This window comes from Paenibacillus woosongensis, assembly GCF_009725165.1.
Classification (GTDB): Bacteria; Bacillota; Bacilli; order Paenibacillales; family Paenibacillaceae; genus Fontibacillus; species Fontibacillus woosongensis.
This window is the reverse complement of record NZ_WNZW01000002.1, coordinates 872,435-888,951: the sequence shown is the minus strand read 5'-3', so window position 1 is coordinate 888,951 and position 16,517 is coordinate 872,435. Positions and strand designations below refer to the sequence as shown.

Below are 16,517 nucleotides of genomic sequence, written 5' to 3'. Positions count from 1 at the left end.
CAACTGTGAGCAGGCTGCATGTAGCCAAAGCGCTGAATAACAATGTAATCATTGCGAATCATCCTGGACATGGCGAGGTCGTTGTCATTGGCAAGGGCATCGGATTTAACCGCAGGCAGGGCGACTTGATTCCACTGGATGCGGTAGAGAAGATGTTCATTCTGAAGAACCAGCAGGAGCAGGAGCAGTATAAACAGCTTGTTCCCCAGGTCGATGAACATCTGATCGAAGTCATTGGGGAAATCATTATGTATATATCCCAGAAGACGAATCAAGAGTTGAATGAACATATTCACATTGCATTGACTGACCATCTTTCGTTTGCAATCAAACGGGCGGAGCAGGATATGGCCATCCATAACCCCTTTCTGTTCGAGACCAGAGAGATCTATCCTATGGAATACGAGCTGGCTGAGTATGCAATCGAGCTTATTCATGAAAGATTGGGCGTAGATTTAGGCCAGGACGAGATCGGCTTTGTCGCCCTCCACATCAACAGCGCGATGACCAATCGGCATGTCAGCGAGGTACGCGAGCACACGCAGCTGATCGCAGACCTTGTGAATATGGTAGAGGAGGAGCTGAGGATGAGAATATTGCGCCATTCCTTGGATTACTCACGCCTCTTGACTCATTTAAGGTTCGCGATTGAGCGCGTAAAGCGTGGCGAGAAAGTGGCCGTCGTCGAGAAGTTGGAAGCGCTGCTAAGTCAGGAATATCCGGAGCTGTACAAGCTGGCCGGGAAATTGACGAAAGTGATGGAGGCCAGGCTGAACAAGCCGGTATACCAGGCTGAAATCAGCTATCTGACCATGCATCTGCATCGTCTGACCGTCCATCATCGATAGAGGCTTGACACTGAATTGACCTTCTTGCTATACTCTAGTCGATAAACAACAATAGCATATGACAATGTGTTACTGATTCGATCAGGCATGAGTTGATTAAAGTACTTTGATTGCATTTCTATAATGCGGGGTATTATAACCGTAGGAGATGTGAGCCAGAAGTACCTTTTATTAGCTTATGCCTTTTTTGCTGTTGTTGGGCAGTTATATAGAGAAAAGCTTACAGGAGGATGGATATGTTTAAACGCTTTTTTGGCGTGCTGCAGCGGGTAGGTAAGGCCTTGATGCTGCCTGTAGCGCTGCTGCCTGCGGCTGGATTGCTGCTTGGTATTGGAAACATGCTGGTCAATCCGGATTTCTTGAACCTCGTGCCGGCTCTGGATAACGCCACTGTAAATGCAATCGCTACGGTGATGATGAATGCTGGCGATATTGTCTTTACGAATCTGGCACTGCTGTTTGCCGTCGGGGTGGCGGTAGGGCTTGCTGGCGGGGACGGAGTTGCGGGACTTGCCGCGATCATCGGTTATTTGGTCATGAACGTGACCATGGGAACGGTGATCGGGGTTACGCCTTCAATGATCGGAGAAGATCCTGCCTATGCTAGCGTGCTGGGTATCCCGACATTAGGGACAGGCGTATTCGGGGGGATTATTGTAGGGGTTCTCGCAGCCTCGATGTACAAGCGATTCTTTAAAATCGAGCTGCCGTCCTATCTTGGTTTCTTTGCAGGTAAACGTTTTGTGCCCATTATGACTGCTGCAACATCTTTGCTGCTAGGCTTGGCTATGGTTATCATTTGGCCGCCGATTCAGGGGGGGCTTAACACCGTATCCCACTTTATGCTGGAGCAGAACCGTACGCTTTCTGCCTTTATATTCGGCGTCATCGAGCGGGGACTTATTCCATTTGGTCTTCATCATATTTTCTATTCGCCGTTCTGGTTCGAGTTCGGGGAATACGTAAATAATGCGGGACAAATCGTTCGCGGAGACCAGAAGATCTTTATGGCGCAGCTTCGCGATGGTGTAGGGTTTACTGCAGGTACGTTCATGACCGGTAAATTCCCGTTCATGATGTTCGGTTTGCCGGCTGCCGCGCTGGCGATCTATCACGAATCCAAGCCGCAACACAGAAAGTATGTTGCCGGGATTATGGGTTCGGCCGCGCTGACTTCTTTTTTGACGGGGATTACAGAACCGCTTGAATTCTCGTTCCTGTTCGTGGCACCGCTGCTGTTTGTCGTACACTGCGTATTTGCGGGCTTGTCGTTCATGACGATGCATCTGCTCGATGTCAAAATCGGGATGACATTCTCCGGCGGATTGATCGACTTCCTGATTTTTGGAGTAATTCCGGGGCGTACGCCTTGGTGGAACGTCATTATCGTCGGCTTGATTCTGGCCGTCATTTACTATTTTGGCTTCCGCTTCGTCATCCGCAAATTCAACCTGAAGACGCCAGGCCGCGAGGATGAATCCGCTCAAGAAGACGGCGGGGAACAAAGAGGGCAGACCACACAGGATGAGCTGCCGCAGAACATTCTTACCGCATTGGGCGGCCAGGGCAACATCGTCCATCTCGATGCCTGCATTACCCGGCTTCGCGTTGAAGTGAAAGAGAAAGCAGATGTAGACAAAAACCGCCTTAAAGCGCTTGGGGCTTCTGGAGTTCTGGAAGTTGGCAACAACATTCAAGCCATTTTTGGCACAAGATCTGATACGATTAAGACCCAAATTGGGGATATAATGAGTGGTAAGACCCCAGTTATATCGCCTGCTGCTGCGGCGGAGAAGCCGGCCGAGGTAGAGCAGCAAGCAGCTCAGGACGGGAAAGCGATTATCGACGAGGATATCGTAATGCCAGCTAGTGGCGAATTGATGGATATTACGAACGTTCCTGATCCAGTCTTTTCCGAAAAAATGACGGGTGACGGATTTGCGGTGCTGCCAGAGGAAGGGACGATTTGTTCCCCGGTTTATGGTAAAGTGTTCAATGTATTCCCTAGCAAGCATGCGATCGGCATCCTGTCCGATGGCGGCAAGGAAGTGCTGGTGCATATCGGCGTTAACACCGTGAAGCTGAAGGGCCAAGGTTTCAAAGTGCTTGTTGAGGAGGGCGACCTTGTAGCTGCAGGGCAGCCGATTATGGAAGTGGATATCGCTTATGTGAAAGAGAATGCGAAGTCATTGATTTCGCCGATTATTTTCTCCAACCTTCCAGAAGGCTCTACGGTGGAACTGAACAAGACGGGCAAGCTGAAAGCTGGAGAAGGCAGCATTATTACGATAAAATAAGCACGGCCTGGGGTTACAACATCCCTCATCCGGAGATGAGGGATTCAAATAAACAAAATTTTAACAGAAAGTGAGTGTACTTATTATGGAAAAAGTATTCAGAATTACGGATGAAGACGGTATTCATGCACGCCCAGCCACAGCGCTGGTAAATACAGCAAACAAATTCAGCGGAGCTGAAGTATTCGCGGAAGCTAACGGCAAAAAAGTGACTTTGAAGTCCATTCTTGGCGTACTTTCCCTAGGGCTTGAAAAAGGCGATCTCATTACGTTGACTGTCGATGGAGACAATGCCGCAGAAGCGCTTCAAGCGCTCACTGACGTAATGGTTAATGAAGGGTTAGGCGAAGTAAATGCTTAACATCAATGGGATTGCTGCATCGGCAGGTGTAGCGATTGCTCCGGTTTTCAAGCTGGAGCACCCTGATTATACGGTAAAGCGCCGGGAGATCGAGGATCCTGCGGCAGAGAACGCTCGCCTGGACGAAGCTTTATCGAAGTCGCAGCAGGAGCTTGAGGCGATTAAAGCACGCACGCATCAAGAGCTGGGGGAGAAGAAGGCGGAGATTTTTGAATCGCATCTGCTCATTCTGAACGACCCTGAGCTGCTTACCCCTGTACGGGACAAAATCAATACGGAGAAAGTCAGCGCTGAATTTGCACTGAACGAAACCGCGCAGCAGTTCATCTCCATGTTTGAGAACATGAAGAGCGACTATCTCAAGGAGCGTGCGGCAGATATGAGGGACGTTACGAAGCGCGTGCTGACTCATCTGCTTGGTCTGAATTACGTAAATCCCGCTGAGATCAGCGAAGAGGTTATCGTTGTAGCGGAAGACCTGACGCCTTCGGATACGGCGCAGCTTAACCGCAAATATGTAAAAGGCTTTACGACGAATATCGGCGGCCGTACTTCGCATTCGGCCATTATGGCGCGTTCCCTGGAAATTCCGGCGGTCGTTGGAACAAAGGACGTGCTGAGCCAGGTGAACAACGGCGATCTGCTGATCGTCGATGGACTGGACGGAGCCGTTATCGTAAATCCTTCGCCTGAGGTTGTTGAACAGTATACCGCGAAGCGTGACCAGCATTTGCAGCAAATCGAAGAGTGGAAGAAGCTGCGTGAGGTTCCGACAGCTTCCCGCGACGGAATTCATGTGGAGCTGGCGGCCAACATTGGAACGCCAAACGATGTGGCTGGCGTACTGGAGAACGGCGGCGAGGGCGTAGGGCTGTACCGTACCGAATTCCTATATATGGGCCGGACGGAGCTTCCTTCGGAGGAAGTGCAATTCAACGCCTACAAAACGGTGCTTGAGAAAATGGAAGGCAAGCCGGTAGTCGTAAGGACGCTGGATATCGGCGGCGACAAAGAGCTGCCATATCTGGACTTGCCGAAGGAAATGAATCCATTCCTTGGTTTTCGGGCCGTACGTCTCTGTCTGGAGCGGACGGATATTTTCCGGACACAGCTTCGCGCTTTACTGCGGGCGAGCACTTATGGGAATCTGCGGATCATGTTCCCGATGATCGCTACGCTGGATGAGTTCCGCCAAGCAAAAGCCCTGCTGCTGGAGGAGAAGGATAAACTAGCGGCTGAAGGCGTATCCGTATCGGAGGACATCCAGATCGGGATTATGGTGGAAATTCCGGCAACAGCGGTGCTGGCTGATCAGTTTGCCAAAGAGGTTGACTTCTTCAGCATCGGCACGAATGATCTTATCCAATATACGATGGCTGCCGACCGGATGAACGAGCGCGTTTCCTATTTGTATCAGCCATACAATCCGGCGATATTGCGCCTGGTGAAAATGGTTATTGATGCCGCTCATAAAGAAGGGCGCTGGGCAGGTATGTGCGGAGAGATGGCGGGAGATTCCACGGCAATTCCGCTGCTGCTTGGGCTTGGATTGGATGAGTTCAGCATGAGCGCCACTTCGATTCTGCCTGCGCGTTCGCAAATCGCCAAGCTCTCCAAGGCAGAAATGCAGGAGCTGGCGGCCAAAGCGCTGCAGCTAAGCACAGCCGAGGAAGTCGTGGAGCTTGTCAGAGGCATCCAACAATAAAGCGCGCTATTCTAAGCTTATCAGGTATTACTTATCAGGTTTCAGCTTTTCCAACAAGATATTTGGGTTTCTTTCCAGCCGGCGCGGATGCGCCGGTTTTTTTCATATCTGCGTATTTAGCGCATTTAGCAATTAATGAATTATCAGGTTAGCACCGTTAGGAATAGCGGAGATTTGGGTAAAATAACAATGTGGTTTCAGCCATGGCATTACAATGAGGAGGGTGTTACGTATGACTGCGAGTACGAATCAGCGAACCCAGTACTTAGACGTCTCAAAGAGGACGGAGTTTACCCGCTCTTCACTTCATCGATTAAGGAAAAATGGGGGCATTCCCGCTAGCGTGTACGGAGGCGGAACGGAAGCCCAGTCTATTTACGTGGATGAGAAGCAACTGGCCAGAGTGGCTCGTACGGGACGTACCGAATTTTTTGAGCTGCGGATTGACGGGGCTCAGGGCATACCGGTATTGATAAAGGATGTTCAGCAGCGAGGCGGCAAAGTACTTCATGTCGATTTCCAGAAGGTATCGAAAAATAAACCGATTCGCGTTAAGGTGCCGCTGATTTACAATGGGACGGCCGAAGGAACTAAGGTCGGCGGAATTCTGCAAATTCAAGCGACGGAGCTTGAAATCGAAGGTTTGCCGGATGACCTGCCGTCCGGGCTCGAGGTGGATGTGAGTCCGCTTGGCACCGGAGACAAGCTGGTTGCCGCTGGCGTTCAGCTGCCAGAAGGCATCTCATTGATTGCCCTGGAGGATGAACTGCTGGCTTCTGTCGTGCTCCCGCGCGTGGCAGAGCCCGAGGCAGAGGCGGAAGGCGACGCTGGAGCGGAACCGGAGGCTGCTGAAGGCGGCGGAGAAAAAGAATAATTTCCAGTTTGTCTGCGTACAGGAAGGGCGGTCTATCGGGCCGTCTTTTTTTAGGTTTTGTCTTAAATTTAAATTTATCGAATCTAGCATTATGTCGTTAGATGTTTTTTTATAATGATAGTATAATATATTCATGTTATGTATTATAATTCCAATATAACAAAGCGAAAACATTCCTTTGTAACAAGGTTGGTTACACTGTATAATGTGAATATGCAAATTTAAAGAAAGAGGGGATGACATGCCGCCGAAAAAGCAGACTAATGCGTTGGCGCAGCGCAAATCGGAACAGATGAAGCAGCAGCAAAAACAGAAGACAAGACGGGTGATTTGGTTTTCCACGGTGGGGGTGCTGTTGGCGCTCTGTATTATTGTTTTACTGATCCCGACGAAACCCAAAGCAGGGGCGTTTGAATATGCTGGCCTTCCGGTATTGGGAGATCCGAACGCTCCTATTAAAATTGTGGAATTTGGAGATTATAAATGCCCGGCATGCAGCATTTTCAATGAACTTGTCAAGCCGCAAATCCAAAGCGATTATGTAGATCAGGGCAAGGCTGCCTTTTATTTTATGAACTATCCTTTTCTAGGACCTGATTCAGATACGGCTGCATTGGCAGCGCAGGCTGTATACCATCAAAGCAACGAAGCATTCTGGACTTATTTTGATGCCTTGTACACAAATCAAGGGAACGAGAACGAGCAGTGGGCGACGGTCGATTTTCTGGTCGAGCTGGCGCAGAAGGAGAATATTGGCATCGACTACGATCTTCTCCGCAAGGATATCGAAGAGAAGACGTACCAGAACGAAGTGGACGAGCACCGAAACAAAGCGAATCAGCTCAGAGTTCAAGGAACACCTACGATATTCATTAACGGCAAGCAGTATAACGGAAACTTTGGAGACTACACCGAGATCAAGAAAGCGATAGAAAACGAATTGAAGGGTGAGTAGGATGGTCCAAGGCCCGGTACGCTCTTTTTTTAGGGAATATGGCATTTATCTTGCTTGGCTCGTATCGATGGTAGCTGCCGCAGGAAGCCTGTATTTAAGTGAAGTGCTGTACTATGAGCCCTGCAAGCTGTGCTGGTTTCAGCGCATATTCATGTATCCGCTCGTGATTATGCTCGGCATGGCCGCGTTTCGCAACGACCGCAGAATGATTGGATATGCCCTTCCGCTCAGCATCATCGGAGGATCTATCTCGATCTATCATTACGCCCAGCAGAAAATTCCCGGTTTGGCGGAGCTGCTGCCCTGCAAAGTAGGGATTCCGTGTAATACCGATTATTTGAATTGGTGGGGATTCATCACGATTCCTTTTATGGCATTAATTGCATTTTTATTAATTACCGTATGTCTGTTCCTCGCCAGAACGGCCTCAAACAATGAATAAGCTTTAACCAGGCGCCCTCAGCCATAAAATGGCTAAGGGCGCCTTTTTGCTTGAACGAAGGCGGGATGGCTTATCGACTAGCTGCAGACGGCGAATTCGGGTAATAAATAGTGCAACATTTCTAGAGCTTGAAACGTTATCGTAGGTGGAGGTGCATAATGAATAAGAGCAGAAAAGTATTAACATTATTGGCAGCAGTGGTGCTAACGTTGTCTTTGTCGCTAACCGCGTGCAGCAAGACGGGAACGAACCAGCCGGGAACACCGGGAAACTCGAATAACGGGAATGGCCAGATACAAGATGAGATCAAACCTCCCGAAGATGCCGGAAATGAGGTAACAAAACAGGGAACAGGCCGGTTTATAGGATTGATGGATAATCATTCGCTAGAAATAGAGGTAAACGGGGAACCGACGCCATTTCAGATGGATGCCTCGATTTCCGCCATCGCTGAGGGATTGTTACCCGGTGACCCGGTCGAATTCGAATACGTAGAAAAGGCGGTCCCCGGGGATGATCCGCTGAAACAGCTGGTTCTTACACGACTGGAGAAGGCTGAGGCGCCCCGGGCATCAGGAGAGCTGCCCGCGACCAAGGAGCTTGAGGTTGAGCTTGAAGGAATGAAGGAAGAACGGACTGCCAATCTGGCTGAGGGCCAGGGATATGCGCTCTATGTGTTTGATATTTTTAACTTTGATTCGCAATCGGATACATTAAGCATGAAATACGATTCAAATTACAAGGTGAAAATTATTAAGCTCCCTTCCGATTACAACGCGGATGATCTGCTGAGTGAAGCGAAGGAAAGGTTGTCAAAGACAGGCAATGTCGAAGAAGTTACAGGCGAAGTCATGAACAGGTTTATGCCGGATACTTCCGTGTTTTTGCAGGCTGCCGGAAATGATCTGAGCCAGCAATATATTGTCAAGGAAATTGGCGGACAGGGGTATGCATTCGAAGTGAATATCCCGCAAGGCGAGCCATCGGAAGGCTTTGTGCCTCTAGCCTATGCTTCCTTGAATTCTATCGTAACTCAATAATTGAAACGGAAATAGCCTTAGCGAGAAGATCTTGCTAGGGCTATTTGCATTGTGTTGCGTTGAATCGGTCGGCTGCAGAGAATGCAGCTGTGACAAGTGCCTAGCCGTTCGCATATGATGCCACAGACGATTAATTACTGGGCAAAGGAGAGAACGGCTTGAAGAAGAACAAACCCCCGAGAAGCAGTAAGAAGAAAAAGTCGCTTTATTACGTGGATAATCCGGATATTAATGAGCTTAAACTGCTGGAGACGGAAATAAGCGAGCGGCGAACCGAGCCGAAGGATATGAGGATCCATCAGTCTGCTGCGCCTGCAATATTTTCACCTGATGATGATTTGATGGCGGACGATTTTTTTATCGAGGAGGATGAGTTAGCCGATACAGAGGAGGCGGCTGAGTCAACAGTGACGGCAAACGCCGAGCATACCGATGATGAAGCACCGTTATCCAACCTGAATTTGGCGGCGCATCTGGCGGAGAAGAAGACACCCCTTGCTGACGAAGGGATCGTCTATACGAACGATTTGAGGGATGCCGCCGTAACAGGGCCAAAAATCGCTCCTTATACGATCGATGCATCGAGGATCAAGTATGGGACGATCGGTACGGCCTGGCTGGCTGATTATGCCGTTCAAGGCATCAAGATTGCCGATGGGGCGGTAACCTCATCCAAAATTGCACCTGAATCGATTACAGGTGAGCATCTGGTTGAGGGCTCCATCGAAGGAAGAACGATCAGGAATCGTTCCATTGGGGGGGAGAAGCTTCAGGAAGGCAGCATTACTTCAGATAAGCTGGCTGACGGCATCATCGTAGCTGACAAACTGGCCGATCATTCGATTCAGAGCCGCCACCTGAGCGATTGGATTGTGACCACGGATTTACTGCAGGATCAAGCCGTGACCTCGGATAAAATAATGAGCGGCAGTATTCAAACGATCAATTTGGCCAACGGTGTCATCGATAACTCCAAGCTTGCCGACCAGTCCATCACATCTTCCAAGCTTCGCGACGGCGCTGTTACTGGGGGGAAAATTCAAGACGGTGCTATTCAAAGCCGCCATTTAGCCGAGGATGCGATTAATGTGCGCAATTTGGCTCCCGGATTGATTGGGAAGGAACAGCTGGCCTACTCTAGCGTCGGAACAGAGCAATTGGAGAACAAGATCATCTCATCGCAGCATATTAAGGAGAACGCCGTCCAGTCGGAGCATCTCGCGCCGGATTCGATTGACCGGGTTCATATTCGTGCAAGCAGCATTGGCGAAGAGCATATCGGGGCAGGGCAAATCAAAGGCAAGCATCTGGCCGATCGCAGCATTCTTTCGACGAAGCTGTCAGATCAATCGGTGGGCACGATGCAAATCGTCGAGCAGGCGGTCACCTCATCCAAAATCGCCGACCAAAGCATTTTACCGCAAAAAATAGCGGATGAAGCTGTATTGACCAGGCATCTTGCCCCCGGTTCGATTCAATCAGCACAGCTTGCCCCCGGCGCGGTGAAGTCTCCGAATATCGCGGCTGAATCCGTACAGGGAGGGCATATCATGTCCTATGCCATTGAGGAGTGGCATATCGCAGAAGATGCCGTGACCGGAGATAAAATTGGCGAAGGTGAAGTTGGGGATCGGCATTTGGCGCAAAACTCCGTTTCAACACCCCATATTCAGAAGGGGGCAATTATCTCCGAGAAACTGAAGGATGGGAGCATCACCGGAAGCAAAATTGCTGACGGAGCGGTTACGGCCAAGGCTATCGATGCCGGGGCGATCCATTCTTACCATCTGGCTCAAGGATCTGTTCATGCCCCTCAATTAGCACCGGAGAGCGTAGGGGGGATTCAACTGCAGCCAGGAGCCGTTGAAGAAGAGCATATTGGTCATGGAGCCGTATTTACCCACCATTTACAGGATCATTCTATCACTTCGCTGAAACTGTCTCCCGAATGCGTTACAAGCGACAAAATTAATGATTTAGCCGTAACGGTATCCAAGCTTGCTGAAGGAAGCGTAGTCTCCTCCAAGCTTGCTCCTGCTTCTATCCTGACCCGGCATATATCGAAAGAGGCCGTCCAAAGCGACGCGCTGGCTCCGGGAGCCGTATTGTCCGAGCATATTGCAACGGAAGCTGTAACTAGTAGGCACCTCGTTACGGGCGTATTGAAGGGCCACCATTTCTCAGATGGCTCAGTGCCGGAAAAAGCGTTGAATGATGGATCGGTTACGGCTGCCAAGCTAAGAGAGAACGCTGTACAGGATCGGCATTTGGGCGAGGAAGTCATTAAGGGCCGGCATATCGGAAATGCGGTGCTAGAATCGCGGCATATAAGCCCTGAATCCATTACGGCTGCTCATTTAGCACCGGAATTATGCCGTGAGGGATTGCTTCCCGAGGGCGGAGTCAGCGGAGATGATTTGATGCCGGGCTCAGTAGGCCGAGAACATCTACAGCCTCGGTCCGTCGATGGAGCCGTACTGCAAACCGGTGTAGTCGGTTCCCTGCATATGATGCCAGATTCCATACAACGGCAACATATTAGTGTAGAATCTGTGCTTAGTCAGCATTTGACCGACAGCGTAATACAATCCCGCCACGTATCGGAAGGGGCTGTTGGCGGACAGCATATTGCTGCCGAAGCGATCGAGGCATGGCATATCCGGCAGCAAGCTGTGCAGAAGGGGAATTTGTCCGCCGAGCTGCAGCAGCGGGGGCTTCTGCCGGAGGATGGAGTCGCTGGAGCCGATATTGCGCCAGGAGCGATTGAACGAATACACCTGCAGGCAGGCATTGTGGATGCCGATGTCTTACAGAACGATGCCGTACAATCGGTTCATTTGCAGGCTGATGCGGTGCAGAGCAGGCATTTGGCGCAGCAATCCGTTCATAGCGGGCATCTCGCGAATGGCGCGGTAGAGGGGCAGCACATATCTTCGGGCTCCGTAGATGGCAAGCATATCGCCGATGCTTCGCTGGGATCCCGCCATCTTCAGCCGAAGGCGGTGGAGGTTGAGCACTTGTCTGCCGAGCTGCGGCAGGAAGGGCTGCTTCCGCAGACAGGAATTGCGGGAAAGGATATTATGCAGGGCGCGGTCAGCCGGATTCATTTGCAGGAAGGGGCGGTAGACAGCGATATACTGCAACGGGAATCTGTAGGCTCGTCGAAGCTGCAGCCGCGTTCGGTGCTGCCTCATCATTTAAGCGATGAGTCGGTCAACGGACAGCATTTGACGGAAGCCGCAATTGAAGCCCGACACTTAACAGAAGGCAGCGTGGAGGAGAAGCATCTTGCCGACTCTTCGGTTGATGCCCGGCATATTCGCCCACATGCAGTGCAATTAGAGCATTTGTCGTCTGATTTGCAGCGCGAGGGATTGCTTCCAGAGGGAGGCATTGTCAGCAAAGATGTAGCAGCAGGTGTGATTGGGCGCATTCATTTACAGTCAGGCGTTGTGGATGGAGATGTTCTGCTAGGGGAGAGCGTAAATTCTTCACATATTCAGAACGAGGCTGTGCTGGGCCATCACTTGGCAGAGGGAGCGGTGCAGAGCCGCCATTTATCGCCTGGTTCGGTGAAGATGGAGCATCTATGTGAAAATAGCGTGAACGGCATTCACCTCGCGGATTCCTCCGTCGAATCAAGGCAGATTTCTCCTCAAGCCGTTCAGGTAAAGCATTTATCTATTGATCTGCAGCGGAATGGACTGCTGCCGGAGGCCGGCGTAAGGGGAAGCGATTTGGCAGCAGGCTCGGTCAGCCGCGCTCATCTGCACCCTGGTTCGGTAGACAGTGTTGTGCTCCAAGAGGAGTCCGTCGGGGCAGCGCATCTTCAGGCAGGAGCCGTTCAGAGTTATCACCTGGCAGAACAACTGATTCAAAGCCAACATCTGGCTACGGGTCAAGTGGAATCCCGCCATTTGAGCGAAGGCATCGTATCAGCCAGCCATATTGCCGAAAAAGTGGTGAGCTCCCGTCATATCAATGCTGGCACGTTGAAGGCTGAGCATTTATCCACTGAGCTGCGGCAGGAAGGATTGCTGCCAGAGGGCGGTGTGAAGGGAAGCGATCTGGCAGCAGGCTCGGTCAGCCGTACGCATTTGCAGCCAGGCGTGGTAGATGGCGAGGTGCTCCGGGAAAATTCCGTGGGCTCGTCACATCTGCAGGCAGAGGCGATTCAGAGCTATCATCTGGCGGATGAATTGATCCAAAGCCAACATCTGGCGGCAGGTCAAGTGAAATCCCATCATTTGAGCGAAGGCATTATCTTAGAGAGCCATATTGCGGAAGGCGCGGTGAGCTCCCGTCATATCGGTGCCGGCACGTTGAAGGCTGAGCATTTATCCACTGAGCTGCGGCAGGAAGGATTGCTGCCAGAGGGCGGTGTGAAGGGAAGCGATTTGGCAGCAGGCTCGGTCAGCCGTGCGCATCTGCAGTCGGACGCGGTGGACAGCGCAGTGCTTCAAGAAGAGTCCGTGGGCACGTCACATCTGCAGGCTGAGGCAATTCAGAGCTATCATCTGGCGGATGATCTGATCCAAAGCCATCATCTGGCTACGGGTCAAGTGGAATCCCATCATTTGAGCGAAGGCATTATCTTAGAGAGCCATATTGCGGAAGGCGCGGTGAGCTCCCGTCATATCAGTGCCGGCACGTTGAAGGCTGAGCATTTATCCGCTGAGCTGCGGCAGGAAGGATTGCTGCCAGAGGGCGGTGTGAAGGGAAGCGATTTGGCAGCAGGCTCGGTCAGCCGTGCGCATCTGCAGCCGGACGCGGTGGACAGCGCAGTGCTTCAAGAAGAGTCCGTGGGCACGTCACATCTGCAGGCTGAGGCAATTCAGAGCTATCATCTGACGGATGATCTAATCCAAAGCCAACATCTGGCAGCTGGTCAAGTGGAATCCCATCATTTGAGCGAAGGCATTATCTTAGAAGGCCATATTGCGGCAGGTGCAGTGAGTTCCCGTCATATCGGTGCCGGCACGTTGAAGGCTGAGCATTTATCTGCCGGGCTGCGGCAGGAAGGATTGCTGCCAGAGGGCGGTGTGAAGGGAAGCGATCTGGCAGCAGGCTCGGTCAGCCGCGCTCATCTGCACCCTGGCGCGGTAGACAGCGTTGTGCTTCAAGAAGAGTCCGTAGGGTCGGCACATCTGCAAGCAGGAGCAATCCAGAGCTATCATCTGGCGGATGACCTAATTCAAAGCCAACATCTGGCTACGGGTCAAGTGGAATCCCGCCATCTGAGCGAAGGCATTGTATCAGCCAGCCATATTGCAGCAGGCGCAGTGAGCTCCCGTCATATCGGTACCGGCACGTTGAAGGCTGAGCACTTGTCTGCCGATCTTCGGCAGGAAGGATTGCTGCCAGAGGGCGGTGTGAAGGGAAGCGATTTGGCAGCAGGCTCGGTCAGCCGTGCGCATCTGCGGCCGGATGCGGTGGACAGCGCAGTGCTTCAAGAAGAGTCCGTAGGCACGTCACATCTGCAGGCTGAGGCAATTCAGAGCTATCACCTGGCGGATGATCTGATCCAAAGCCATCATCTGGCAACTGGTCAAGTGGAATCCCATCATTTGAGCGAAGGCATTATCTTAGAGGGCCATATTGCGGCAGGTGCAGTGAGTTCCCGTCATATCGGTGCCGGCACGTTGAAGGCTGAGCATTTATCTGCCGGGCTGCGGCAGGAAGGATTGCTGCCAGAGGGCGGTGTGAAGGGAAGCGATCTGGCAGCAGGTTCGGTCAGCCGCGCTCATCTGCACCCTGGCGCGGTAGACAGCGCAGTGCTTCAAGAAGAGTCCGTGGGCACGTCACATTTGCAGGCAGAGTCGATTCAGAGCTATCACCTGGCGGATGATCTGATCCAAAGCCATCATCTGGCAGCTGGTCAAGTGGAATCCCGCCATCTGAGCGAAGGCATCGTGTCAGAAAGCCATATTGCGGCAGGCGCGGTGAACTCCCGTCATATCGGTGTCGGCACGGTGAACACTGAACACTTATCTGCCGATCTTCGGCAGGAAGGATTGCTGCCAGAGGGCGGTGTGAAGGGAAGCGATCTGGCAGCAGGCTCGGTCAGCCGTGCTCACTTGCAGCTCAGCGCAGTAGACGGAGCCGTACTGCAGGAAGAATCCGTGGGGGCGGCACATCTGCAGGCAGGGGCTGTTCAGGGCGATCATTTGGCGGATGCAGTCATACAAAGCCAACATTTGGCCGCCGGTGCGATCGAGAGCCCGCATATCAAGCGGGGTGCGGTTCAATTGGAGCATTTGTCAGTAACCCCAGTGACTGCCATACGGGATCAACCAACGATGCAGCAGTTTGGAATGGCAGCATTTCTTCTTCAGAATCACGAGGAATCAACAGAAGTGATGGTATTGCTTGAGGAGCCCTTTGCCCATGCGCATTATGTCATCGTAGCCATGGCGAACAATCCGGGGTATTACGTCTCGTTGAAATCGCAGGCGCCTGACTCAGCAATTCTTGAAATTTCGAGAATGAAGCCCAGCTCTAGAAATTATGGATTCGTCACATGGATCGCTGTTGGCAGTTTGAATTAACCGTAAATTTGGGATGTTGGGTATAAGGATAGGATCAGAGGGACATCTCCTTTGTATGAAAATCGCGGGTTGCAGCCTGCAATTTTAGTACGGAGGCAGATGTCTCTTTTGCTTGGAATTACATCGAATCAGCCGTATAGTCAACAGACTTTAGAATTGAGGGGGATACACAGAGCGGGCAATTACCACGAGCTCTCTATAGAAATGGGCTTATGGGTCGCTCATCACCTTGCCGAACCACTCAGAGCGATAATGGCCAAACAGAAAATTTGCAGCCTGTAACTAGATGCAAGTGAAGCGTAGCTATAGATTATTTACTAAAAGATAGGTATACTTTTTTAGTAATACAGATGAATTGAGTGACGATATCCGAATAGTATTGTCCCTCAGCGGGTTGGACAAGGAGCGGAGAAGGTTGATGAAAAAACCGACAATCGAAGATGTGGCCAAAAGAGCCGGGGTTTCCAAAAGCACGGTCTCCCAGTATTTAAACGAACGATATCAATATATGAGCGAGGATACAAGAAGGCGGATCAGCGAGGTTATCGAGGACCTCAAATATCAGCCGAACGGACTTGCCCGCAGCCTGAAGCAGAATCGAACCTTCATGGTTGGCATCATTGTGGCCAATATCGATTACTCGTTATCGATCAAATGCATACGCGCCATCGAAAACGAGCTGCAGCAGCATAAAACGCAGGTGATTATATGCAACGCTGATGAGAGTCCGGAGAAGGAACGCGAATATATCGAAATGCTGGCAGCTCGCCAGGTCGACGGCCTGATCGTATTCCCGTCCGGGAACGGTAACAGTTCCTATCGCAGGGTGATGGAGATGAAGCTCCCGCTTGTATTTCTGGATCGGCTCGTTGAGGGTGTAACGACGCAAAGCTTGCTGCTTGATAACGAAGCTGCGGCGAAAATTGCGATTCAGGAGCTGGCCGAGCATGGACATGAACGGATTGCGATTCTGTCGCTTCCGCTTGGCGATTACGCCATTACACCTCGCAAGGAGCGGATCAGCGGGTATAAAAAAGCGATGGAGGAGCTCAGCCTTCCGACCGACGAAGCCTATGTTTGCCATGCACCGAAAGAAAATATAGCCGAGGTGCTGGAAGGGCTGCTGGCACTGCCCGAACCGCCAACAGCGCTGCTGGCAGGCAATGATATTGTGCTGGCGGAAATTTTGAAGTACGCCAATCAGACAGGCCTGCGGATTCCCGATCAGTTGTCCGTAATTGGCATCGATGATGCCGAGTTTGCGCATATCTATAATCCGGTCATTACGACGATATCCCAGCCTGCTTACGACATGGGGACACAGGCTGCGAAAATTTTGCTCTCTTCGATTGAACAGAAGGGGACGGAGCTGCCGATTACATACCGTTTCCCGCCGATGCTGCAGCAAGGGCAATCCGTACGGACAATATAAAAAAAGAACATGCTC

At 51.3% G+C, this 16,517-nt stretch carries 10 protein-coding genes; all 10 read left to right on the top strand.

Going from position 1 to position 16,517, the window contains the following annotated elements:
- Positions 1-5 precede the first annotated feature (5 nt).
- The 10 genes from glcT (at position 6) to GNP95_RS10300 (ending at position 16,502) form a co-directional block, all read left to right on the top strand.
- Positions 6-848 (top strand): glucose PTS transporter transcription antiterminator GlcT, encoded by an 843-nt coding sequence (gene glcT / locus GNP95_RS10345; protein WP_330163338.1) that lies wholly within the window; start codon positions 6-8, stop codon positions 846-848.
- 236 nt (positions 849-1,084) lie between these two features.
- Positions 1,085-3,145 (top strand): glucose-specific PTS transporter subunit IIBC, encoded by a 2,061-nt coding sequence (gene ptsG, locus GNP95_RS10340; RefSeq protein WP_155610720.1) that lies wholly within the window; start codon positions 1,085-1,087, stop codon positions 3,143-3,145.
- Between the two features lie 85 nt (positions 3,146-3,230).
- Positions 3,231-3,506, top strand: a complete 276-nt coding sequence (locus GNP95_RS10335; RefSeq protein ID WP_155610719.1) for an HPr family phosphocarrier protein — start codon at positions 3,231-3,233, stop codon at positions 3,504-3,506.
- Positions 3,499-5,211 (top strand): phosphoenolpyruvate--protein phosphotransferase, encoded by a 1,713-nt coding sequence (gene ptsP, locus GNP95_RS10330; RefSeq protein WP_155610718.1) that lies wholly within the window; start codon positions 3,499-3,501, stop codon positions 5,209-5,211. Before GNP95_RS10335 ends, ptsP begins: the two co-directional genes overlap by 8 nt.
- Positions 5,212-5,443: 232 nt before the next feature.
- The gene (locus tag GNP95_RS10325) at positions 5,444-6,085 is read left to right on the top strand and encodes a 50S ribosomal protein L25 (protein WP_155610717.1); all 642 of its coding nucleotides are present in this window, start codon (positions 5,444-5,446) and stop codon (positions 6,083-6,085) included.
- 241 nt (positions 6,086-6,326) lie between these two features.
- On the top strand, positions 6,327-7,040 hold the full coding sequence (locus GNP95_RS10320; protein WP_155610716.1) for a DsbA family protein: 714 nt from the start codon (positions 6,327-6,329) through the stop codon (positions 7,038-7,040).
- A 1-nt stretch (position 7,041) separates the two neighbouring features.
- Positions 7,042-7,482, top strand: coding sequence for a disulfide oxidoreductase (locus GNP95_RS10315; protein WP_155610880.1), 441 nt, complete (start codon positions 7,042-7,044; stop codon positions 7,480-7,482).
- A 158-nt stretch (positions 7,483-7,640) separates the two neighbouring features.
- Positions 7,641-8,522 carry a hypothetical protein gene (locus GNP95_RS10310; RefSeq protein ID WP_155610715.1) on the top strand — a complete coding sequence of 294 codons (882 nt, stop codon included), beginning with the start codon at positions 7,641-7,643 and terminating at the stop codon, positions 8,520-8,522.
- Positions 8,523-8,680: 158 nt separating this feature from the next.
- Positions 8,681-15,070 (top strand): WIAG-tail domain, encoded by a 6,390-nt coding sequence (locus GNP95_RS10305; protein ID WP_155610714.1) that lies wholly within the window; start codon positions 8,681-8,683, stop codon positions 15,068-15,070.
- A 418-nt stretch (positions 15,071-15,488) separates the two neighbouring features.
- Positions 15,489-16,502, top strand: a complete 1,014-nt coding sequence (locus GNP95_RS10300) for a LacI family DNA-binding transcriptional regulator (protein WP_155610713.1) — start codon at positions 15,489-15,491, stop codon at positions 16,500-16,502.
- Positions 16,503-16,517: the final 15 nt, after the last annotated feature.